Raw genomic sequence first — 24,259 nt, forward strand, 5'->3', positions numbered from 1 at the left:
TCATGACCACCCCACAATACAATTTCACCGTCAACCAGGCTGATCTCGCATTCATCCTCAAGCAAATCGTTGTTGCAGAGCGAGAAGTGGCGGGCGAAACGCTGCAACAGATTATCGGCCCGAACGCCGCAATCCTGCCGATGGGCTTGCGCCATGTCGATGGCAGCAACAACAATCTGCTGCCTGGCGGCGCGCTGATCGGCGCCGCCGATCAAATCCTGCCGCGCATGGTTCCCGCCAGTTTTCTGAATGACGCCGACGGCGACACGATGCCTCTGGGCCCTCCGGGATCAGGCGCGCCCACGATTACCAACAACAACTACGGCGCACCAGGCAGCGTTGCCGATGCCGACCCGCGCACCATCAGCAACCTGATCGTCGATCAAACCAGAACCAACCCGGCGGCCATTGCAGCCTGGTATGCGAACCCGTTGGCAATCGCCGCCTACCAGGATGCCCACGGTGGCGCGTCGCCGGACCCGCTCACCTATATACCGACCAACGTGGAACTTTCGATCATTGCCAACCAGTCACCGGATATCGGTCTGTCGCCGCAATTCAATGGCTGGATGACTTTCTTCGGGCAATTCTTCGACCACGGCCTCGACCTGATCACTAAAGGCGGCAACGGCACGGTGTATATCCCGCTGCAACCTGACGATCCGCTGTATGTGGTGGGCGGCCCCAACTTCATGGCTCTGTCGCGCAGCACTCCCTTCGCCGACCCGGCGACAGGCCTGCTCACCGAGACCGTCAATACAACAACGCCGTGGGTCGATCAGAACCAGACTTACACTTCGGCTGCCTCGCACCAGGTATTTCTGCGGGAATACAAGTTTTCGGTCGACTCGAACGGCGATGGCATTCTGGATTCACACGCGGTGTCGACCGGCAGTTTGCTCAATGGCGCCCATGGCGGCATCGCCAACTGGGCCGAAACCAAAGCCCAGGCGCTCAATATGCTCGGCATCATCCTGACGGATGCCGATGTCCTTGACGTGCCATTGTTGCGCACAGATGCATACGGCAGGTTCATTCCCGGCGCGCACGGCTTCGCACAGGTAGCCACTGCCACCGGATTTGTCGAAGGCACTGCTGCCGGCCTGGTCATTCCGGCCAACGCTTTCCACACCGGCCATGCGTTTCTTAACGACATTGCCCATCACGCGGTACCGGGGTTCATCGACCAAGACCACAATCCAGCAACGCCTGCGATTGCATTAACGCCGGATACGGACAGCGGTGATGTGAACGGCGATGGGATCATCAACGCAGCCGACCTGACCGCAGATGACAACAATCCCCTGACTTACGACGACGAGATGCTGAACGCGCACTTCATCACCGGCGATGGCCGCGGCAACGAAAACATCGGCCTGACCACCGTTCACACCATCTTCCACTCCGAACACAACCGCCTGGTCGACGCCAACAAGGCAACGATTCTGGCTGCCGCTGCCTCGGGCAATCCAGCCGATCTGGCCTTTCTCAATGAGTGGCTGCTGACCGATGTGACGGCTCCGCCGGCGTCCGGTGCTGCTCTCAATTGGGACGGCGAGCGCCTGTTCCAGGCCGCCAAGCTCGTCACCGAGATGGAGTACCAGCATCTGGTATTTGAAGAATTCGCACGCAAGGTCCAGCCCGCCGTTAATCCGTTCGTTTTTACCAACACCCCCGATATCAATCCGGCGATCGTCGCCGAGTTTGCCCATACGGTCTACCGTTTCGGGCATTCGATGCTGACCGACACGGTATCCCGTCTCGACATCAATATGACGTCGAACGATATCTCCCTCTTCGATGCGTTCCTTAATCCGCAGGCGTTCACGGCCAGCGGCTTGACAGTCGAGGCGGCGGCGGGCGCAATTATCCGCGGCATGACCAGGCAGGCCGGCAACGAAATTGATGAATTTGTGGTCGACGACCTGCGCAATCGTTTGGTGGGTCTGCCGCTCGACCTTGCTGCACTCAACCTCGCACGCGGCCGCGAAGCTGGAATCCCGGCCTTTAATGTGGTGCGGGCAGAATTCTACGATCAAACAAACAATATTGACCTGAAGCCCTACGACAATTGGCTGGCTTATGCGCAGAATCTGAAGAATCCGCTTTCGATCGTCAACTTCATTGCCGCCTATGGCACCCACGACACCATCACGGCCGAAGTCACCGTCGCGGGCAAACGCCACGCAGCGGAAATGCTGGTGCTGGGCGGTACCGGCGCACCCGGGGATCGGCTCGACTTCCTCAACCATACCGGCACCTGGAGCACGCACGAGACCGGCCTGAACCTGGTCGACCTCTGGATCGGCGGTCTGGCCGAGAAGAAGACTGAGTTCGGCGGCATGCTGGGCTCCACCTTCAACTTCGTCTTCGAGACGCAGATGGAGAATCTGCAGAACGGCGACCGTCTGTATTATCTGAGCCGCCTGCAAGGCACGAACATGCTCAACGAGCTTGAGCCAAACACCTTCGCCGCGCTGGTGATGCGCAACACCGATCTGGGTAATGTGGGCTCGTCGCATCTTAGCGGCACGCTGTTCGATACGCCCGACCTTATCCTGGAGCTCAACCAGTCGGTGCAGATCGGCTCCGATCCAACCCAGAACAGCGCGATTCTGCAGGCGATCGATCCGAAAGTGACGCGCGTAAATCCCGGTGCGGACGTAAATGGCGATGGCCACGCCGATGGCGGCTATCTGCGTTTCGCCGGCGGCGAGCATGTAACGCTCGGCGGCACCGCCGGCAACGACACGCTGATCGGTGACCGCGGTATCGACACGCTCTGGGGTGACGGCGGCGATGACTACCTGAATGCCGGGACCGAATCCGACCAGGTTTTCGGTGGCGACGGCGACGATATTATTCAAGATCCTTTCGGCGACAATTTTCTGCGCGGCGACGAAGGCAACGACGTCATTACCACCGGTGCGGGCGCCAACATAGTCTTCGGCGGCGGCGGCCAGGATTTCATCTCCATCGGTCAGGATGCAGCGGAAGTATTTGCCGGCAGGGACAACGACTTCATCCGCGGCGGCATCGGGGCAGACGCACTGATGGGCAATGAGGGCGATGACTGGATCGAAGGCGGCGACGGCTTCGACAGTCTTTCTGGCGAAAACTCAGACCTGTTCTTTAATTCCCCGATCATCGGCCACGACGTGCTCAACGGCCAGGGCAACGATACCGATTACGACGGCGAGTCCGGCGACGACATCATGTTCGAAGGCCCGGGCATTCAGCGCAACAACGGCATGCTGGGTTTCGATTGGGGCATCCACAAGTCGGACCCGAATGGCGCGAATTCCGATTTAGCCCTCGGTGTATTGGCTAACGGCATAACTACTCCGCCATTTGCGACCCAGCAAGACCTGACACTGCGCGACCGGTTCGACTCGGTCGAAGGTTTGTCGGGATGGAAATTCGATGATGTGCTGTACGGAAGCAACGTTCCTCTCGGTGCGGTAGGCGCTAACGGCGCAGAGGTCGTCGGCGGCACAATCTTCGACAGCGCACTGTTGCAGTCAGGCGTTGACCGCATCGCCGGGCTGCAGGCTGTAATCGGCGGAACGCACCTGGCCGACCCGAACGCGGTCGTCCTGGACACCCATCTGGGCGCCAACATCCTGTTGGGCGGTGGCGGCAGCGACACCATTACCGGCAGAGGCGGTAACGACATCATCGATGGCGACGCCTGGCTGAACGTGCGAATCAGCGTGCGCGCCCGCCTGGATCACACTCATGAATTGTTCAGCGTCGACAGCATGACCGAAATCCAGGCCAAGATGCTGACCCGTGAAATCAATCCCGGCCAGCTGGAGATCGTGCGCGAAATCCTGTACTCCACAACCGCTGCTACCGATGTGGACACCGCGGTATACAGCGGCAATCGGGCCGAATACACGCTGGTGCACAACACGGACGGATCGATGACGGTCACCCATACGCCGGTGGTGGTGGCTGGTGGGGTTTTGATTGATGATGGGATCGATACCATCCGCAACATTGAGTTTCTGAAGTTCGCTGATCAAACTCTGCTGATTGTGAACCGTGCGGCGACCGGGGCGGCAGTGATCAGCGATGCGACCCCGACTGAAGGGCAAGCGCTCACGCTCAACACCACCACGATTGCGGATTTGAACGGACTGGGGGCATTTTCCTACCAGTGGCAGGCTTCGGCCAACGGCACGACCTGGGCCAACATCGCCGGCGCGACTGCAGCGTCCTTCACGCCGGATGACAATCCTCTGACCTCCTTCGGCGACCAGGCCGGCCTCCAGCTGCGGGCGGTCGTGAGCTTCACAGACGGAGGCGGCAATCCCGAAACCATCACTTCCGCAGCCACCGGTCCGGTGGGCGTGGATTGGGATGGCATCCCCTTCGCCAACAACACCTTCAACGGCACTGCGGGCGACGATATTGCCGACGGCGTCAGTCCGATCATCATCGGCGGCAATGACACTCTGAATGGCAATGCCGGCAACGACATCCTGCGGGGGAATGGCGGCGCCGACACGCTGAACGGCGGCGCCGGCAACGACACGCTGGAGGGCGGCGCAGGCAACGATGTCGCAGTCTTCGCCACCGCAGTCGGCAACTACAGCTTCGAGAGCAGCGGCACCAACATCCTCGTCACCGCTGATGTGGGCGCCGAAGGCACCGACACCATCAGCACCGTCGAAACGCTGCGCTTCAACGGCGTCAACTACGCGGTGGTCGCGGGCACCACGGCAGCCAATACCAATCTGAATGGGGCTGCCGGGGCCGCGGGCTCACAGGCCGTCTTCGGCTTTGCCGGCAACGACACGCTCAATGGCGGGGCTGGAAACGACATCGTCCACGGCGGTGACGGCATCGATACGATCACCCAGACCGGCGTCAGCGGCGGGCGTGACATCGTCAATGGCGGGGCGGGTATCGACACCTATCAGCTCAATGGAGATGGAACCACCGAAACCTTCACGATCTATTCCCGGGCTAATGCGCTGTTGGCGATCGCGGGTCTTGCGCTCAGCGCCAACACCGAGATCGTGGTCGCCCGTAACGGCGCGGTGATCGCGGAACTCGACAACATCGAGGAAATCATCGTCAACACCCTGGGCGTGACGACCCCGGGCGGCGCGGGCGGTGGCGCGAGTGGCGGCGACACCATCGTGGTGAGCGGCGACTTCACCGGCACCAGTCTCAACTTCAACACCATCACGGTCAATGGCAGCCAAAGCACCGATACCGTCGACATCTCTGCTCTCACGTCGGAGCATCGCATTGTCTTCAATACCGACGGCGGCAACGACACCGTTATCGGAACGCTGCGTCCTCAGGACGTGATCAACCTGACGGTCACGGCCCCGACCGATGTTTTCCATGGCGGCACCGGCAACGACATCCTCAATGGCAGCGCCGGCAACGACATCCTTGATGGCGGCGCAGGCGCCGACACCATGGCCGGCGGTGCTGGCGACGATACCTATATCGTCGACAACAGCAACGACCGGGTCACCGAACTCGGAGGCAGGGGCAACGACACGGTGGAGACCACGTTGTCAAGCTATACACTGGGCTCCAATCTTGAGAACCTCACCTACACCGGCAGCGCGAACTTCACCGGCATTGGCAACACGCTGGCGAATACTCTCAATGGCGGCGCAGGCAACGACAACCTCAGCGGCGGCGGCGGCAACGACATCCTTTACGGCGGAACAGGTGCCGACACCATGGCAGGCGGCGCAGGCGACGATCTGTATTTCGTCGACAACGCGGGCGACACCATCAGCGAGCTTTTGGGTGGCGGCACCGACACCGTGCAAACCACAATGTCGAGTTACACGCTGGGCTTGAATGTCGAGAACTTGACGTTCACCGGAACCGGCGGCTTTACCGGAACCGGCAACGCGGGCGCCAACCTGCTGACCGGCGGCAACGCAGCGGATTCCCTGTTCGGAGGCGACAATGCCGATCGGCTGATCGGCGGCGAGGGCAACGACTCCATGGATGGCGGCACCGGCAATGACACCTTCGGGTTCGCGGCGCTGTTTGGCAACGATTCCATCCAGGGATTCGATGCCAATCCGGCGGGCGGCGGGCAGGACAAGCTCGACATTTCCGCGCTCGGGATCAATGCCGGCAATTTCGGCGCACAGGTCGTCATCAGCGATGTCGGTCTCGACACCCTGGTGCAGATCGGAGGCGACTCGATCCTGCTGCTCGGGATCGACGATGCCACCACCATTACCGTGACCGACTTCCTGCTCGCGGCGTAACAAGCAAGCCGGCCAGAGCGCTCTGGCCGGCAACTGAAGCTGTTGTCGGTTTAACAGAAAGACAGAAGGACAGAAGGCCGCGCCCAGTTTGGGTTTGCGGCCTTTTTTATTGGGAAAAAATAAGGAGTACTGCCATTTTTATTAAATTTTTCGTATCTATTCAGCCTACTATGAGGTTGATATCCAAGTGACAGTTTTATGTCATTGGCGGTTGTAGTGACGCTGTTTTTGATGTTAGGCCGCTTGGGACGCAGCCGTTTGTGTGCTGCAGAAAATGGATCAGAAATGAAGGCTGTTTGAGCGTAGCGAGTTCCTTCATTTCCCATTTTTTGCAGCACACAAACGGGTACCCGAAGGGCAAGTCTGCGGTCGCCTTTCTTTTGCTTACTTTTCTTTGGCGAAGCAAAGAAAAGTGAGTAGCTGTCGGGCTACCCCGACAAAGCATCCACGAAGAGTACAGCAATTAATTAAGTCGCCGACTTTGCAGTCACCCTCTCCCCAACCCTCTCCCGCAAGCGGGCGAGGGGGTATTCGTAGCGAGGTGAACAGTTACGAAGGCGCACTGCATTTTTTTCGTGCGTTGTGGACCAGGCTCTTCCCCGTCAAATTCTTGCAACTGGACTGTTTGTGAAGCATTCAGGCAAATTCGCATGCCGGAATATTTCTCGTGCCGTCATCAGGATTCTGTACCCCAGTGGCGCCATTAACAGCGCTGCGGTGAGGCTCGCGTTCCAGTTTGCAGGATGGAGGCCGCTGTAGGCGAGTTCATGGCTGAGATAGTAAGCCCCGATAAATCCAGGAACGCTGACCATGAAAGAGATCACGGAGCCTGATTCTTGCCACGGGCTTACTGGCCGGGGGAAGTAGCCAATGCGATTGCGGGTTGCCGCCAGAATCAGCAATACGATGACAATCGGCAGATGCCCGATCGCGTCTATCAGCCCGACCATCGGGATTGCCGAGACCATCAATAGCAACAAGACCGCTGCGGCGACTTGCGCCGACAGCCGGCCGAACAGCAGCACGAATGCCAAACAGAATTCGACATATCCAGCCCCCATCACGACGAACTTGGGGCTGAACCCCATCAATATTCCGCGCAAATCTTGTTGGAGCAGTTCATACGTCCAATCCGGATACATCCATTTTTCCACCCCGACCCATAAGAAACTGATGCCGACAGACAGCCGCAAAATGGTTAACCCGAGCGAGCCTTTTGCTGCTCCATAGCGGGAATCGATGACCAGAAAAGCGGCGATTCCGATCAAGTACTGGTAATCCAGCATATGAAACCAGCCGTAACTAATGACCGCATAAGCGTAAAGAAAGACGATACCGAGCGCGGCAATCCAGCAGGTGCGGCGGGACAGCGCCATGACGGCAATCAGCATTTGGATGATGGGCACCCAGGCCGCCGCCGTCTTCAGTTCCGGCGTCAGGATGATGGGCGAATGGTGAAAGACTGTTGCGATCAGAAAGAAATATGCAGCCAGGCCGAAACGCAGAAGGTGCGGCACATACGCGCTGACATCACGCTCAACGCGCGCCGTATGACGGGCGGCGACGCCGTTGGCATGCGAGATCTTCCAGTCGATCAGGCTAACGACCAGCATCGCGGCGAGCGCAGCGAAACCCAGGCCGATGAAAGTCGCGGAAACTATGCTGTCGAGCGGCGTGAGGGGAGATTTGACGCAATTGGCCATCTTGGAGAACCACTTGACATGCGCGTCTGCGATAAGTGGCGTCATGGCTGCAAAAACGAATACAAGCGATCGCATCAACATTTTGGACTCCCCCTGAGCAAAAGTTAGATAAGAAATTTATTATTAATTTTTTATTAACTATGCGCGCTGGGTAACGCAGTCTGTTGATGCATATCACAGCTTGCTGTGAGCCATAAAAATGGCGACGCATCCCGATTATCAAGTCAGGTAATTATTCAGCCCGCTATGAACGATCCTTGTCCCCTGCCAGATGGCGAGAGCCGGAGCGTTCGTAGGGGCGGGTTCCAAACCCGCCCTTGTACTTTGACGGCAAAAGGGCGGGTTTGGAACCCGCCCCTACGAGAGAATGGTTGGAACCGTGATGCTCCGCATAGATTCCTGATGGCCACAGGTAAGTTAATCATGCGCCTGTCGAAGGGAGAAAATTATGAACTTTCAATTTTTAAAGATATCCCATAGCGGGCTGAATAGTTAATGAGTTAGCGGGAAATGCTGGAGTATGTTAAAAAACACGGTGTTTCCCGCATACATCTAAAGCGGCACTTAAATATACAATTAGCAGTATAAAAAAGGCGAAAGACATGTCAAATGTCTTTCGCCTTTTAATTGGCCGCTCCAAAACGTCAGGCCGCGCCCAGGATGGTGCTGACGATCTGCCCGGTCGAACTGAGCGCCGGCACCATGCACCAGCGGTCGGCCGCCACCTTGCCGATCCGGACCATCCCCGTATGCCGCGAAATGTCGGCGTCGGCGGTCGGATCGCTGTCGTAAAAACCGAGCTTCCTGCGGATGTTTTCCATCTCCGCCGGCTTGCCGGTGAGGAAGGTCCAGCCAGGCTGGATGTCATATTGTTTGACATAGGCGCGCAACGCCTCCGGCGTATCCAACTGCGGCCGCAACGACAGCGAGTACATGAAGATGTCTTTGCCAACCCGCCCGCCCAGCGCCTGCTGCACGCTTTTCATGTTGGCGGTATTGGCGGGACAAATCCCGCTGCAACTGGTGTACATCATATTGATGACTACGAACTTGCCTTTCAGCAGGTCGTCATAGAAGCGCACGCTCTTGCCGTCATGGGTTTGCAGAATCGCGTTTGAAAAATAAGCGGCGTTGCGGGCGGCTGGCGCCGCTGCCAGCGCCCGTCCTCCGGCAAAAGACAGCGCGGGCAGCGCGGCCAAACTGCCGGCGGCCCTCAGAAACATGCGCTTGTTGTTTAGCTTGTTATCTAGTGTGTTGTTCATGATGGATTTCTTCCCTAATGAATGATCGGGCGCCGATTGCATGGCGCGGGCGATAACCTTGCTTTCACGGCACGATGTCCCAGCGGATCATCATCGCGTGGTCTTCGTGGATCAGGTTGTGGCAATGCATCATGTATTTGCCCAGGTAATCGCGGAAGCGCAGGAAAATACGCAGTTCTTCATTGTTACCGACGGAATAGACGTCCTTGCGCCCGCGTTCATGCGGCGGCGGCGCGACGCCGTTGCGGGTCAGGATGCGGCCTTCTTCAAAATGAATATGCACCGGGTGCGTCCAATCGCCTTTTACCCTTAATACCCAGATTTCCGCGGTGCCGCGCTTCGGGCTCGCAGCGGGCTTGGTGACGTCGAACAGTTTGCCGTTGACGGTCCAGCCGCCATTTTCTCTATCGAACTGCCATACGCGGGTCGTCACTACTTCCTTCAAATCAATCGGAGGCAGTTCGCGCAGTTTGTAGGGAACCCGGCTGTTGTCGGTCGTAGCCTGTTCACCGACGTCGAAGCGCAGGATTTGCGTGCCGGGATTGAGTATCTTGCCGGTGGGGCCGCGGCCGTTCACTTGCTCCAGCTTGTTGACAAGGTATAGCGTGCTGCCAGGCGGGTACTTTGAGAAATCGATCACGATGTCGGCGCGCTCGGCCACGCCCAGCCGGACTTTCGACATCAGCAGCGGCGCCGGCAGCAAATTGCCATCGTTGGCAATGTAAGTAAACATCTGGTCCGCGCCCTTGTAGGTCAAATAGAACTCGTAGAACCGGGACGGGCCGCCATCAAGCAGACGAAAACGGTATTTACGGCGCTCGACTGGAAAGTACGGCTGTATCTTGCCGTTGACGCAGAACTTGTCGCCCAGGATGCCATCCGTATTGAACTGGTCGAACGCCAGGTAGCCGCCGGAATCGAACTGCTTGTCCTGGAATACCAGCGGTATGTCGTACTTGCCGATCCCGCTCGGCAAGCGCAGTGCGCTCGGATTAGTGTCATTTTCATTGCCCGAGTCGATTTCATCGAAGATCAGGTAAAAACCGGTCAGTCCCTTGTAGACATTTTGCGCGGTAAAGTCGATGCGATGGTCGTGGTACCAGAGCGTGCCCAGCGATTCGCGCGGATCGCCATTGGTGCCGTGATTTTGATCGTAACCGGCCCGGCAGTTCGAATAAAGATGGTCCTTGTATTTGCCGGGCGCGGTCATCGTCGGGCCGTACTTGGTTTCGCTATAGTAGTCGCCGGTGAAGCCGTCGCTCTCGGAGCCGCAATGCAAATTATGCAGATGCGTTGATATTTCCGGTGTACCGAAGCCGACGTGATTGGATGGCAGGTCGTTGTAGATGCGCACGGTGATCGGTTCGCCGTAGCGGGCTTCGAAGGTCGGTCCTGGAAGCATGCCATCGTAGCCCCAGATCGATTGGGTCGGCAGCTCGCGATGGAATTGATGCTGCGCCGGTTTCACGTGCAGCTCGTAGAATTTTGTTGGCGCGAAGTCGCTCCAGCGCTGATGGTTCGGCCTGCCGCATTCTCCGCTGGTCGGAACCGCCGTTGGGCTCGGGGAAAGTCCTGAGACCGGGCGCTTCGGGGTATATACCGGAAGCAGTTCGACAAAGGGCGTGGTATACGGACTCGGCGGTGGCAGCGGGGCGGCCGGAGGGACCACGACTTGCGAATACGCGTTGCCGACCTTCGCTGCGATTACCACGCCGGCGGTCGCTGCTGCGCCCGCGATCAGCATCTCTCTACGTGCCATTTTTTTGCCTACGCCATCTTCGCTTGCCATGATTTCTGCCCCTTGAATTTTGCCTGCTTGGTTGTTTAATGCTCGCGCTGCATAAAACTCTCTTCACTGCTTAATTTTGCATTACTGACGCCATCGCTCCTGCGCCCTGACGCGGACTGTGATTCAGGAGCCGCTCCGGCAACGCCGCCCTGGATGGCACTGGCGTCGTCGGGAAAAGGGTATTGGGGAAACGGGTATTGAAATGTGCAGAATGTGCGATATGCACAGGCAAAGCGGCTGTGTGCCGAGCTTTACGCCCGGCCCGCGACTGGACTTGAACATGATGCGGCTCCCCTTCTCATACACGCTCAAACCTTTTGACGCGCCGATTTTATGATTCTATTTCTGCGGCTGCATGGTTTGATCAAAGATAAAATTAAATTGCTTTTCTGTCATCTAGTGTACGTTTCAGGACCGACTTAGGTTTGATAAATCGCACATCCGGCCAGCACAAATTACAGTCGGTTGCGATTTATCAAGCATCGGGTTGTGCCGCTGCGTCTGCGCGGGAACTCTCCTACGCCGGCGGATCAGGGTGAACGCAGAACCGGCATGCGAAATCGAGCGCCAGGCCTCCTGAAACAAAAAACAAACAGCGCGCAATCAGGAATTTTCAAATGGCATGTTTTTGCTTTTGGTCAAGGTAGCTATCAGGAAATACATTATTGTCAATTGCCTAATAAACAACTTCAAGGGGAAGCATCATGGCAACTTTCAATAGATCGGACCTCGATTTCATCCTGACCCAAATCAAGATGGCTGAAGCGGGACAACCTCCAGTGAACGTGCATCTCGCATTCGGGTTGCGCCAGGTAGATGGCCAGAACAACAACCTGGTGCCCGGCCAAGGCGATTTGGGGGCCGCCGACCAGACGTTTGCGCGCGTAGCCGATCCGTTATTTCAGAGCGCCGGAACCACCCCGGCGGGCTTTGGCCCGCCAGCACAGACTTCATACGCACAGACTAGCGGTCTGGTATTCGATTCACAGCCGCGCACCATCAGCAACCTGATTTCCGACCAGAGCGCGAACAATGCCGCTGCCGTCGAAGCCGCCGCGAAGGCCAGCGGTTTTCTGGGAACCGGCTATCAGCACCAATACAATCCCGCGACCCCGCCCGGCACGGATGGCACCAACCTGTTCATCAACAATGTCACGCCCGATAATGGGCTGTCGGCACCGTTCAACTCCTGGATGACATTCTTCGGCCAGTTCTTCGACCATGGCCTGGACCTGGTCACCAAGGGTGGCAGCGGCACGGTATTCATCCCGCTGCTGCCAGACGACCCGCTGTATGTTCCCGGCGGCCAGACCAATTTCATGGTCTTGACGCGCGCCACCAACCAGCCGGGCGCGGACGGAATACTCGGCACGGCCGATGACATTCATGACGGCACCAACACCATCACGCCGTTTGTGGACCAGAGCCAGACCTACTCCTCGCATCCGTCGCACCAGGTATTCCTGCGCGAGTACATTGCCGGCATCGACGGCCATCTGCACGCCAGCGGAAGGATGCTCGACCATATCGCCGCCGATGGCAGCCATCACATGCCAACCTGGGCCGATGTCAAGGCTAATGCCCTCAAGCTGGGCATCCGGCTCACTGATGCGGATGTCGGCGATGTGCCGCTGCTGGCGACCGATGCCTATGGCAATTTCATTCCCAACCCGGTCACGGGTATGGCCCAGCTCGTCGTCAAAGGGCCCGACGGCATTGCTGGCACCGCCGACGACCAGTTGGTATCCGGCTCCCCGAGTGCACCTGTCGGCACGGACGCCGCAGTGCGCACCGGACACGCCTTCCTCAACGATATCGCGCATACTGCGGTGCCGGTATTTGTCGGTGGCGTGCTGAGTCCGGATGCTGATACGGTTGCCGGCCCGGTTCTGAATCCCACGTTCGACGCCAACCAGTCCGAGAGCCCGGCCAACCCGAAGTATCTGCCGCAACCGGCCGGCTCATACGACAACGAGCTGCTGGACGCGCACTATATCGCCGGCGACGGCCGCGTCAACGAGAATATCGGCTTGACCGCCGTCCACGAAATATTTCACTCCGAGCACAACCGGCTGCTCGAACAAACCAAGTCGCTGGTCCGCGCCGAACTGGCGAACGGCGATTCGGCGTTCGCGACCAATTGGGTACTGGCGGGCGCCAACCTGGCCGATGGCATCCAGGACAATGAATGGAACGGCGAGCGCCTGTTCCAGGTGGCCAAGTTCGGCACCGAGACCCAGTACCAGCACTTGGTATTTGAAGAATTCGCCCGCAAGATCGCGCCGACCATCCACCTGTTCGGCAACACCGACATTCATCTCGATCCGGCGATCACCGCCGAGTTCGCGCACGCGGTTTATCGCTTCGGCCACTCGATGCTGGACGAGAATGTCAACCGTTACGAGATCGGCCCGGACGGCACCCCGGTCATCGATCCGCTGACCGGACATCCCAAGCTCAACGCGATCGGCCTGATCGACGCCTTCACCAATCCGCTCGCCTACGCCAAGGAGGGCGCTAACGCCGCCGGCGAAATCGTGCTCGGATCAGTTAACCAGGTCGGCAATGAAATCGACGAATTCGTCACCGGCGCGCTGCGCAACAATCTGCTCGGCCTGCCGCTCGACCTGGCCGCCCTGAACATCGCGCGCGGCCGCGAAACCGGCGTGCCGCCGATCAACCTGCTGCGCAATGAGTTGTACAGCCAGACCCATGACACGTCGTTGAAGCCGTATGAAAGCTGGGATGAATTCGGCCAGTACCTGAAACATCCGGGTTCGCTGGTCAACTTCGTCGCCGCCTACGGCACCCATTCGAGCATCACCGGTGCTGCGATGCTGGTCGACAAGCGCGCCGCCGCGCTCGCGCTGGTTGAACACAGCGTCGTCGGCAGCGCCGGCTTCGACATTGATGCCTACAACTTCATCCACAGCAAAGCCGCCTATGCGAATAACACCGCAGATAGCCACGCGATCCATGCCGCGAACGGCGCCATACCGACCTGGAGCACCGGCTCGGTCACCGGCCTCGACAATGTCGACTTGTGGATCGGCGGCCTGGCCGAGAAGCAGAACCTGTTCGGCGGCCTGCTGGGATCGACCTTTAACTTCATCTTCGAGACCCAACTGGAAAACCTGCAGGATGCCGACCGCCTGTACTATCTGCCGCGCATCGAAGGCACGCACTGGGGAACCGAGATCGAAGCGAACTCGTTCGCCGAGATGATCATGCACAACACCGGCACCCACCACCTGAGCGCGAGCATTTTCCTGACGCCGGAATATACAGTGGAAGCCAGCACCATCAACAAAAACGATCCATCGACCTGGCTGCACAATCCTGAGACCGGCAAACTCCTGGTTGAAGTGACGAACGACGGCACGATCCATTTCATCGGCGACGACAATTTCCTGGGCAATACCATGGTGCTGGGCGGCACCAACGGCGATGACAAGCTGCTGGCCGGGAATGCCGACGATGACACGGTCTGGGGCGACGGCGGCAACGACACCATCGATGGCGGCAACGGCAATGATTTTCTGTTTGGCGGCGATGGCAATGACATCATTACCGATACCGCCGGCAACGACACCATCCACGGCGATGCCGGCGACGACATCATTGATGCCGGCATCGGCGACGATATCGTGTTCGGCGGCGACGGCAACGACTTCATCAATGGCGGCCTGGGGATCGACGCAATTTCGGGCGGCCTGGGCAACGATATCATCCGCGGCGGCGAGGACGACGACGAATTGGTGGGCAACGAAGGCGACGACTGGATCGAGGGTGGCCTCGGCGGAGATCTGATGGTCGGCGACAGTGGTGCGCCAACCGGCCAGGTGCCTCTGTTTGGCGGCAACGACGTCCTGAACGGGGGCGGCGGCGGCGACCGCATGCAGGGCTTTTCCGGCGACGACATCATGCTGGGCGAAGGCGGCTTCGACAAGTTCGAAGGCCGTCTGGGCTTCGACTGGGCATCGTATGAACCCGCCCAGCAAGGCGTCAGCGTCGACATGAATCGCAAGGAGTTCATCGCCAATCCGAATACGCCAGCGGGCGACGCGATCCGGGATGTGTTCATTGAAACCGAAGCCGTCAGCGGCTCGGCGCACAACGACTTCTTGCAAGGCACGAGCAATGCGATAGCGGATGTCTTCAACACGCTAACTAACGTCAACCTGATCTCGGGCCTGGACACGTTTTTCGCTCCGGGACCGGTGAATTTCTCGGATGGCAACATAATGCTGGGCGGTGCCGGCAGCGACATGATCGAGGGCCGCGGCGGCAACGACATCATCGACGGCGATGCTGCGCTGCATGTCAGCCTGAGCTCGTATGCGCCCGGCGGCCAGATCATCCGGGAGATCAGGAACGACGGCCAGGCCGGCGATGTCGACACCGCCATTTACTCGGACGTGATGGCCAACTACATCATCGAGTTTCCGGATGATCAGGGCTTCTTTACCGTCAACCATATTTTGGCTACCGGCGCGATCGGTATCGATGGGGTCGACAAGGTTCGCAACATCGAGCGCCTGCAGTTCTCGGATGGCATGATCGCGCTTCCCGGCGCCGCCAACGAGGTGCCGACCGGCGAGATTGTCATCTCCGGCGACACCAACCTGGCGACCCCAATTGTCGATCCCGTTATCGGAAGAGTGCTCACCGCCGATGTGACCACGCTTGCCGATGCCAACGGCATTGTAGGGCCGCTGAAATACCAGTGGCAGCAGCAGGACCCGGCGCGCCTGGAATGGGTGCCGATCGCTAGCGCCACCAGCGCATCCTTCACGCCGGCCGATTTCCAGAAGGGCCAGCCGCTTCGGGTGCAGGTCAGTTTCGTCGACGGTCTGGGCTTCACGGAACGCATGCAATCCGTGGCGACCTCGGTCGTCACGCTGCCACCGCTGGTGAACACCGCGCCCATCGTGGTGGTGCAGCAAGCATTGACCGGCTTGCCTGACACCTCGGCCAAGTCCGGCGTACCAATCAACTTGTTCCTGCCGCTGACTACCGTCTTTGCCGACGACCAGACGCCGGCTAACCAGCTGATCTATGCGGCGAAACTGGCGAATGGCGCGACGCTCGATTCCATCGGGCTACACTTCACGTTGCTAACCGATGCCAATGGCGTGACCGGCGGCCTGATCACCGGCACGCCGCCCGACAATTTCCTCGGCGCTATCGATGTACGTGTCTCCGCGACCGATGCCGGTCCCGGCACACCGCTCACCGTCACCGACGACTTCCTGATCAATGTGCTGCCCAATATCATCAACGGCACTGATGCCTCCGAGACCATCAACGGCACCGAGGGTGTCGACCGAATTTTCGGCTGGGGCGGCAACGACATCATCAATGCGCTCGGGGCCAATGACTACCTCGATGGCGGAACTGGCGACGACACGCTTAACGGCGGCGCAGGCGCTGACACCATGCTTGGCGGCACCGGCAACGACACGTATATCGTCGACAATGCCGGCGACGTGGTAACCGAATTGGCTGGCGGCGGAGTCGACACGGTGCAGACCGCGCTGGCGAGTTATACGCTGGGGGCCGAGGTGGAAAACCTGAGCTTCACCGGCACCGGCAATTTCGCCGGCACCGGCAACCTGCTCAACAATGTCCTTAAAGGCGGCGCAGGAGACGACACGCTTAACGGCGGCGCAGGCGCGGACACCATGCTTGGCGGCGCCGGCAACGACACCTATATTGTCGACAACGCCGGCGACGTGGTAACCGAATTGGCTGGCGGCGGAGTCGACACGGTGCAGACCGCGCTGGCGAGTTATGCGCTGGGGGCCGAGGTGGAAAACCTGAGCTTCACCGGCACCGGCAATTTCGCCGGCACCGGCAACCTGCTCAACAATGTCCTTAAAGGCGGCGCAGGCAACGACATTCTCGATGGCGGGGCAGGAGCCGACACCTCGATCGACACCGCGCTGTATTCCGACGTACTGGCTAGCTATGACATCACGCACAATCCCGACGGCACCTGGACCGTGGCACACCTGCGCGGCGCCGCGACCGACGGCACCGACACGATCCGCAACATTGAACATGTGCAGTTCGCCGACCAGGTGCTGAATTTGGTCAACCACGCCCCCACCGGCGCACCGGCGATCAGCGATACCTCGCCCACCGAAGGCCAGCAGCTGACGGCTTCGATCGGATCAATCGTGGACCTCGACGGGGTGGTGGTAGCGACGCTCACCTACCGATGGCAATCGGGCAATGGCGTGAATTTCACGGACATTGCCGGCGCAACGGGCCCAAGCTTCACGCCGACCCAGCTGCAGGTCGGCACCCAACTGCGCGTTATTGCCAACTACACCGACACATTTGGAGCGCACGAGGAAGTCATCTCAGCCCCCACCACCGGCGTCGGCGACCTGATCATCGGCACCAATCTGGCCAACACGCTCAACGGCACGCAGTTTGACGACGAGCTGCGGGGACTCAATGGCAATGACATTCTTAACGGCGGCGCGGGCAACGACCTGCTGGACGGCGGCGACGGCAATGACACGCTCAATGGCGGCACGGGCGCCGACACCATGCTCGGCGGCACCGGCAACGACACCTATATCGTCGATGACGCGGGAGATATCGTGACCGAACTCGCAGGCGCAGGCATCGACACCGTGCAAACCACACTGGCGAGTTATACGCTGAGCGACAATGTGGAGAACCTGAGCTTCACCGGCACCGGCAATTTCGCCGGCACCGGCAACGCGCTGGCGAACACACTTAACGGCGGCGCTGGCGACGACATCCTCAATGGTGGCGGCGGCGCCGACACCATGGCCGGCGGCGCTGGGGACGATACCTATATCGTCGACAACAGCGGCGACCTGATTACCGAACTCGGAGGCAGGGGCACCGACACGGTGCAGACCACGCTGGCGATTTATACGCTGGGCTCCAATCTTGAGAACCTGACCTACACCGGCAGTGCGAGTTTCACCGGCATTGGCAACACGCTGGCGAATACACTCAATGGCGGCGCAGGCAACGACAGCCTCAGCGGCGGCGGCGGCAACGACATCCTTAACGGCGGCGCAGGTGCCGACACCATGGACGGCGGCGCAGGCAACGATCTGTATTTCGTCGACAACGCGGGTGACATCATCAACGAGCTTTTCGGTAGTGGCACCGACACCGTGCAGACCACAATGTCGAGTTATATCTTAGGTGCGAATGTCGAAAACTTGACGTTCACCGGAACCGGCGGCTTTACCGGAACCGGCAATGCGGGCGCCAACCTGCTGACCGGCGGCAACGCAGCGGATTTTCTGTTCGGAGGCGACAATGCCGATCGGCTGATCGGCGGCGGCGGCAACGACTTCATGGATGGCGGCGCCGGCAATGATACCTTCGGGTTCGCGGCGCTGTTTGGCCACGATTCCATCCAGGGATTCGATGCCAATCCGGCGGGCGGCGGGCAGGACAAGCTCGACATTTCCGCGCTCGGGATCAATGCCGGCAATTTCGGCGCACAGGTTGTCATCAGCGATGTCGGCCTCGACACCCTGGTGCAGATCGGAGGCGACTCGATCCTGCTGCTCGGGATCGACGATGCCACCACCATTACCGTGACCGACTTCCTGCTCGCGGCGTAACAAGCAAGCCGGCCAGAACGCTCTGGCCGGCGCTGCGCCCTGATTACCAAGTCAGGATAAATGCGGGGGTATATTAAAAAACACTACACTTTCCGCATATATATTATGCGGTACTTAAATATACAGTTAGTAGTATAAAAAAGGCGTAAGACATTAAAATGTCTTACGCCTTTTTTTACCTCCGCTGGTTGCGCGTTTTGCCAGTGGCTTATTGCGGCACGGTATCCTTGAAAGAGGGACGCTCCGACAATTTCTCAAACAGGCGTTGCAGATTGTGGTAATCATCGCGCCACTGGATTTCCGGGAAACGGAAAGACAGCCAGCCCAGCGTGCAGCCGACCGCTATATCGGCCAGCGTGTACTGGTTGCCGGTGCAAAACGGCTTCTCGCCCAAGTCGGCGGACAATTGCTTCAGGCCGGCCTGAACCTTGCTCATCTGGCGCGCAATCCAGACCTGACTTTGCTGCGACTCGGGGCGCTGGGTTTTTTCCAGCCGCATCGAAACCGCAGCGTCCAGCACGCCGTCGGCCAGTGCTTCCCAGCATTTGACGCTGGAACGCTCGCGGCCGCCGACCGGGATCAGCTTGCCGACCGGCGTCAAGGTATCCAGATACTCGACGATCACGCGCGAATCGAACAGCACGCTGCCATCATCCATCAGCAGCGCCGGCACTTTGCCCAGCGGATTGGACTCTGCAATCGCCGTGTCAGTGGCCCATACATCCTCCAATACGAAACCATAGTCGAGTTTCTTTTCCGCAAACACGACCCGGACTTTGCGTACATAAGGGCTAGCGAGTGAACCGATCAGTTTCATAAGCGCTTTATTTTAAAAGGATGGCTGCAGTATATCATTGGTGCCCGGCGGTTTCGCCGCTCGCCAGGCGGCCCATTGGGGCTCGCGCACGAATGGTAAAATCCCGTTTCCGCTGGTTTCCGGCCCCGGCTCATGCGCTAAACTGGGCTTTCATTCATTTACATCACACTTCCCTATCATGTCACTGTCCCCGCTCTCCGCTCTTTCTCCGCTTGACGGCCGCTATGCTGCCAAAGTCGATCCGCTGCGTCCGATCCTGTCCGAAGCCGGCTTCATGCGGCATCGCGTCAAAGTCGAAATCTGCTGGCTGCAAGCATTGTCGCTGGCCGGTTTCGCCGAAATCAAGCCCTTTTCAGCCAGCGCCAGTGCGCGCCTGGACCAGATTGCAGCCGAATTCACGGAAGCCGATGCGGCGCGGATCAAGGCCATCGAAGCCGTCACCAACCACGACGTGAAAGCGGTCGAATATTGGCTGAAAGAGTCGGTCGGACTGCCGCTCCAAAAAGGATTTGAACATTTGCCGGCGCGCCAGGTCACGCTCGACGCCTCGATCACGGCAGAACTGAAGGCCGCTTCCGAATTCATCCATTTCGCCTGCACTTCGGAAGATATCAACAATACCTCGCACGGGATGATGCTCAAAGCTGCCCGCGACCAGGTGATGCTGCCGGCGCTGCAGGGCCTGATCGCCAAACTGACCGAACTGGCGCACGCGCATGCAGATGTGCCGATGCTGGCGCGCACCCACGGCCAGCCGGCCAGCCCGACCACGCTCGGCAAGGAAATCGCCAACGTGGTGGCGCGCCTGCAGCGCGCCCAACAACGTATCGCGGCGATCCAGATTCTGGGCAAGATGAATGGCGCAGTCGGCAATTACAACGCCCATTTGGCGGCCTATCCCGACGCCGACTGGGAAACTTTTTCGAAAAATGTGATCGAGCAGCGGCTGGGGCTGACCTTCAATCCGTACACGATTCAGATCGAGCCGCACGATTACATGGCCGAACTGTTCGATGCTTTCGCGCGCGCCAATACGATTTTGCTCGACCTGAACCGCGACCTGTGGGGTTATATTTCGCAAGGCTATTTCAAGCAAAGCACCAAGGCCGGCGAAATCGGCTCCAGCACCATGCCGCACAAGGTCAATCCAATCGACTTCGAAAATTCCGAAGGCAATCTTGGCCTGGCCAACGCGCTACTCAAGCACCTGTCGGAGAAATTGCCGATCTCGCGCTGGCAGCGCGACCTGACCGATTCGACTGTTTTGCGCAACATCGGCGTCGCTTTCGGCTACACGCTGCTGGCTTATGACAGCTGCCTGCGCGGCCTGAACAAGCTGGAAGTCAATCCGACCCGGCTGGCCGAAGACCTCGACGCCACCTGGGAAGTGCTGGCCGAACCGGTACAGACCGTGATGCGCCGTTACGGCATCGAAAACCCGTACGAACAGCTGAAGGAACTCACGCGCGGCAAGGGCATCTCGAAACAGGCGCTGCGCGAATTCATCGCCGGCCTGGCGATTCCGCAGCAGGCCAAAGACTTGCTGCTGGTGATGACGCCAGCCAATTACATCGGCATTGCGGCAGCACTGGCACGCAAGATTTAATTTTGGTAGGGGCAGGTTCCAAACCTGCCCTGTTTCACACCTGTCCTGTTTCACACCTGCCCTGCTCCAAACCTGCCCTGGCAATCTAGCGCGTGGCAAGCAGGATTACATTTTTTTTGTTATATTCGTCCTAATCCGAACAATTTACACACTTATGCAACGATACACAAAAACAGCCATGTTGCTGCACTGGCTGGTGGCGCTACTGATCATTTCCTCCTTTGCGCTGGGTGTCACGATGACCGACATTCCAGGCATTACACCTACCAAACTGAAGTATTTTTCGTGGCATAAATGGCTGGGCGTAACCATATTGGGCTTGGTCTGCCTGCGTCTGCTATGGCGTCTGAGCCATGCGGCGCCGGCTTATCCGGCCAGCATGGCGGTGTGGCAGCAGAAAGCCGCCAGCGGCTTGCACGGCTTGCTGTACTTGCTGATGTTCACCATCCCGCTATCGGGATATTTTTACAGCCTCGCAGCCGGGGTTCCGGTGGTGTATCTGGGCCTGATGCCGCTGCCGGTGCTGATCGCGCCCGACCCGGAACTCAAAGTGTTGCTCAAGGCCGTCCACTATGCGCTCAACATGACATTGCTGGCCGCAGTCGGCCTGCATATTCTGGCAGCACTGAAACACCACTTCATCGACCGTGATCGCATTTTCAAGCGCATTTTGCCGTAACTCTGTCGCAACTTCTGCCGCAAACATTTTCCAGACAAGGATTACCCATGCAAGCCAAACCCGCCAAACTTACCAAACCCAACACCGCGATTGCCCTGATGCTGCTCGTCAGCGCGCTGGCGCTGCCCAATATCGCCAGCGCATTGCTGAAGCCCGATCCGGCCAAAAGCACTGTCAGCGCAGTTTTCAAGCAAATGAATGTGCCGGTCGAAGCCAAATTCCGCAAATTCAATGCGAAAATCGATTTCAATCCAGCCAAGCCGGAAACCTCAAAAGCCACGGTGGAGATCGACACCAACAGTTTTGACCTGGGCGACCAGGAAATGAACCGGGAAGCGCTGAAGAAGGACTGGTTCAACGCGGCCCAATATCCGAAAGCCAGCTTCGTCTCCAACGGCATGAAATCGCTCGCTGCCGGCAAGCTCGAAGTCAGCGGCAAACTCACCATCAAGGGCAAGAGCGCCAACGTCAGCTTTCCGCTGACCATCAAAAAAGAAGGCGCACATCAGGTTTTCGAGGGTGCGCTGCCGATCAAACGGCTGACCTACAACATCGGCGAAGGCGAATGGTCGGACACCAGCATGGTCGCCGATGAAGTCGTCATCAAATTCCGCGTTATTGCATCCGAATAACTTCACCACTTTCACCCTCAAAGGAATCAACCCATGAAACATCTCATCGCCCTGCTGCTCGCTGCCAGCGCCGTTCCGGCTTTTGCAACCACCTACAATATCGAACCCAACCACACTTACCCGAGCTTCGAAGCCGACCACATGGGCGGCCTCTCGATACTACGCGGCAAGTTCACCAAGAGCAGCGGCACCATCACGCTGGATCGCGCTGCCAAAACCGGCGCCATCAACATCTCCATCGATACCGACTCGCTCGACTTCGGCCATGCCAAACTGAACAAACATGCGAAGTCGGACGAAATGTTTGACGTCGCCAAATTCCCGACCGCCGTTTACAAAAGCACCTCGATCAAGTTTGAAGGCGACCAGCCGGTGGCAGTAGAAGGCACGCTGACGCTGCACGGCATCACCAAACCGGTGGCACTGACCATCAACAAATTCAAATGCATCCAGCATCCGATGCTGAAACGCGAAGTCTGCGGTGCCGACGCCAGCGCCACCTTCAGCCGCGCCGATTTCGGCATCAACTACGGTGTAGCGATGGGGTTCGCGCCGGAAGTGAAACTGGCAATCGAGGTGGAAGCAGTTAAGGCTGACTGAGCGCGTCGCTAAGACGTAAGTATCCTGCGGAAGAATCCCCGTCGTCCCCGCGAAGACGGGGATTTTTCGCTGGGCAAATCTTTGCATTAGTACGCATTAGTAGATAGAATACTTATCAGTAAATACGATAATTATTCTTAATACTTATGCAGACATCTTCTCCTCACTGGCACTTCCCCCGTCCCGAACTGGCGCAAGCGTACCTGGCGTCCTTTGAACTTGGACTTTCCTGCGCACGGGGATTATTCGCCAGGCGCCGCATGGGGAAGACTGAATTTCTGATGCAGGACTTCATCCCTTCGGCCGAAGCCAAAGGGTATGCGTGCGTCTACGTCAACCTCTGGGATTTGAAGGACGACCCTGCCACAGCCTTGGTTTCCGCACTGCACAAAGCGATTGAGCCCAAGAGCTTTGCCAAAGCGTGGGAGCGACTCAAGACCCCGCTGAAGAAAATCAAGGCTTCCGGGAAAGTAGCTGGCTTTGCAGAGGCGGGCATCGAGGCGGAACTTGCCGATAAAGACCGGTTGGCCGGTACTTTGCTGATGGACGTGATGGCGGCCTTCGACAAGACTAAAACCCCGCTGATTCTCATCATCGACGAAGCCCAGGTACTTGCCAACGCGGAAAACACTATCTTTGCGCACGCACTTCGGGCCGCGCTGGATATTCGCAAAGAGCGCATCAAGGTATTGTTTGCCGGCAGTTCTGAAGCCACCTTGCGCCGGATGTTCGGCCGCGCGTCGGAGCCATTCTACAATTGGGCCGCGCTGGAGCCATTTCAGCTGCTTGGAGCAGAGTTTGTGGCGGCGATGGTCGAGAAGGTAGCCAGCATAGCGCGTACTCCATTGCCTTTGGCCGATGCGTTGAGCGCATTTGATGCGCTCAAGCAGACCCCGCTGTTCTTCCGGCTGTACCTCGACCGGTATCTGACGAATCCGTTTGAAGGCGCGCAAGGTGCATTGGACTTCACCAAGGCGCATGTCTTCAACGACATGGGATTTGAAAAACAATGGGACGAACTGCTGCCGGCCGACCAGGCCTTGCTGGCAATGATTGCAGAAGGCGCCTCCGACTTGCAGGGCAGTGAGACCCGCAGGCGCATAAGTACCAGTCTCGGACTGGAGAAGCCGGTTACCGCCGCCACGCCGCAAAACGCTCTGCGCAGGTTAGCCGACAAGAATATTGTTACCCGGATTGACCGGGGCCGCTATCAGTTCGAAGACGAGGCGTTTGCCGACTGGGTCCGCCATCGGGAATGAGTTTTTTGCTCCTCTCTCCCGGCATGACTT

At 58.6% G+C, this 24,259-nt stretch carries 11 protein-coding genes; 7 read left to right on the plus strand and 4 right to left on the minus strand.

Annotated elements, in window-relative coordinates; genetic code table 11:
• The first annotated feature begins 2 nt into the window (after positions 1-2).
• Positions 3-6,257 (plus strand): peroxidase family protein, encoded by a 6,255-nt coding sequence (locus KGFNPO_RS14305; RefSeq protein ID WP_472631904.1) that lies wholly within the window; start codon positions 3-5, stop codon positions 6,255-6,257.
• 602 nt (positions 6,258-6,859) lie between these two features.
• Here the strand turns inward: KGFNPO_RS14305 and KGFNPO_RS14310 are convergent.
• The 3 genes from KGFNPO_RS14310 to KGFNPO_RS14320 all read right to left on the minus strand — a co-directional run bounded on the left by KGFNPO_RS14310 (position 6,860) and on the right by KGFNPO_RS14320 (position 11,011).
• Positions 6,860-8,041 carry a DoxX family membrane protein gene (locus KGFNPO_RS14310; protein WP_472631905.1) on the minus strand — a complete coding sequence of 394 codons (1,182 nt, stop codon included), beginning with the start codon at positions 8,039-8,041 and terminating at the stop codon, positions 6,860-6,862.
• A gap of 563 nt (positions 8,042-8,604) precedes the next feature.
• Positions 8,605-9,222 (minus strand): SCO family protein, encoded by a 618-nt coding sequence (locus KGFNPO_RS14315; RefSeq protein ID WP_472631906.1) that lies wholly within the window; start codon positions 9,220-9,222, stop codon positions 8,605-8,607.
• A gap of 64 nt (positions 9,223-9,286) precedes the next feature.
• Complete coding sequence (locus KGFNPO_RS14320) at positions 9,287-11,011, minus strand: multicopper oxidase family protein (RefSeq protein WP_472631907.1); 1,725 nt, start codon at positions 11,009-11,011, stop codon at positions 9,287-9,289.
• A 704-nt stretch (positions 11,012-11,715) separates the two neighbouring features.
• On the opposite strand from KGFNPO_RS14320, the gene KGFNPO_RS14325 reads away from it, so the two are divergent.
• The gene (locus KGFNPO_RS14325) at positions 11,716-18,636 is read left to right on the plus strand and encodes a peroxidase family protein (RefSeq protein WP_472631908.1); all 6,921 of its coding nucleotides are present in this window, start codon (positions 11,716-11,718) and stop codon (positions 18,634-18,636) included.
• Between the two features lie 208 nt (positions 18,637-18,844).
• Here KGFNPO_RS14325 and KGFNPO_RS14330 read toward each other — a convergent pair whose 3' ends face one another.
• Positions 18,845-19,453, minus strand: coding sequence for a glutathione S-transferase N-terminal domain-containing protein (locus KGFNPO_RS14330; RefSeq protein WP_472631909.1), 609 nt, complete (start codon positions 19,451-19,453; stop codon positions 18,845-18,847).
• 178 nt (positions 19,454-19,631) lie between these two features.
• On the opposite strand from KGFNPO_RS14330, the gene purB reads away from it, so the two are divergent.
• The 5 genes from purB to KGFNPO_RS14355 all read left to right on the plus strand — a co-directional run bounded on the left by purB (position 19,632) and on the right by KGFNPO_RS14355 (position 24,229).
• Positions 19,632-21,059, plus strand: a complete 1,428-nt coding sequence (purB, locus tag KGFNPO_RS14335) for an adenylosuccinate lyase (protein WP_472631910.1) — start codon at positions 19,632-19,634, stop codon at positions 21,057-21,059.
• Between the two features lie 154 nt (positions 21,060-21,213).
• Positions 21,214-21,738: a cytochrome b gene (locus KGFNPO_RS14340; RefSeq protein WP_472631911.1), complete on the plus strand. Its 525-nt coding sequence runs from the start codon at positions 21,214-21,216 to the stop codon at positions 21,736-21,738.
• Positions 21,739-21,836: 98 nt separating this feature from the next.
• Positions 21,837-22,370: a YceI family protein gene (locus KGFNPO_RS14345; protein WP_472634494.1), complete on the plus strand. Its 534-nt coding sequence runs from the start codon at positions 21,837-21,839 to the stop codon at positions 22,368-22,370.
• A 33-nt stretch (positions 22,371-22,403) separates the two neighbouring features.
• Positions 22,404-22,970 (plus strand): YceI family protein, encoded by a 567-nt coding sequence (locus KGFNPO_RS14350; RefSeq protein ID WP_472631912.1) that lies wholly within the window; start codon positions 22,404-22,406, stop codon positions 22,968-22,970.
• Between the two features lie 146 nt (positions 22,971-23,116).
• Positions 23,117-24,229: an ATP-binding protein gene (locus KGFNPO_RS14355; protein WP_472631913.1), complete on the plus strand. Its 1,113-nt coding sequence runs from the start codon at positions 23,117-23,119 to the stop codon at positions 24,227-24,229.
• The last annotated feature ends 30 nt before the right edge of the window (positions 24,230-24,259 follow it).

Source organism: Gelidimonas diazotrophica (assembly GCF_055694025.1).

Excerpts from the sequence above, each read along its gene's own strand:
- KGFNPO_RS14305 (WP_472631904.1), top strand. The coding sequence starts at position 3 with ATGACCACCCCACAATACAATTTCACCGTCAACCAGGCTGATCTCGCA.
- KGFNPO_RS14310 (WP_472631905.1), bottom strand. The coding sequence starts at position 8,041 with ATGTTGATGCGATCGCTTGTATTCGTTTTTGCAGCCATGACGCCACTT.
- KGFNPO_RS14315 (WP_472631906.1), bottom strand. The coding sequence starts at position 9,222 with ATGAACAACACACTAGATAACAAGCTAAACAACAAGCGCATGTTTCTG.
- KGFNPO_RS14320 (WP_472631907.1), bottom strand. The coding sequence starts at position 11,011 with ATGGCAAGCGAAGATGGCGTAGGCAAAAAAATGGCACGTAGAGAGATG.
- KGFNPO_RS14325 (WP_472631908.1), top strand. The coding sequence starts at position 11,716 with ATGGCAACTTTCAATAGATCGGACCTCGATTTCATCCTGACCCAAATC.
- KGFNPO_RS14330 (WP_472631909.1), bottom strand. The coding sequence starts at position 19,453 with ATGAAACTGATCGGTTCACTCGCTAGCCCTTATGTACGCAAAGTCCGG.
- purB (WP_472631910.1), top strand. The coding sequence starts at position 19,632 with ATGTCACTGTCCCCGCTCTCCGCTCTTTCTCCGCTTGACGGCCGCTAT.
- KGFNPO_RS14340 (WP_472631911.1), top strand. The coding sequence starts at position 21,214 with ATGCAACGATACACAAAAACAGCCATGTTGCTGCACTGGCTGGTGGCG.
- KGFNPO_RS14345 (WP_472634494.1), top strand. The coding sequence starts at position 21,837 with ATGCTGCTCGTCAGCGCGCTGGCGCTGCCCAATATCGCCAGCGCATTG.
- KGFNPO_RS14350 (WP_472631912.1), top strand. The coding sequence starts at position 22,404 with ATGAAACATCTCATCGCCCTGCTGCTCGCTGCCAGCGCCGTTCCGGCT.
- KGFNPO_RS14355 (WP_472631913.1), top strand. The coding sequence starts at position 23,117 with ATGCAGACATCTTCTCCTCACTGGCACTTCCCCCGTCCCGAACTGGCG.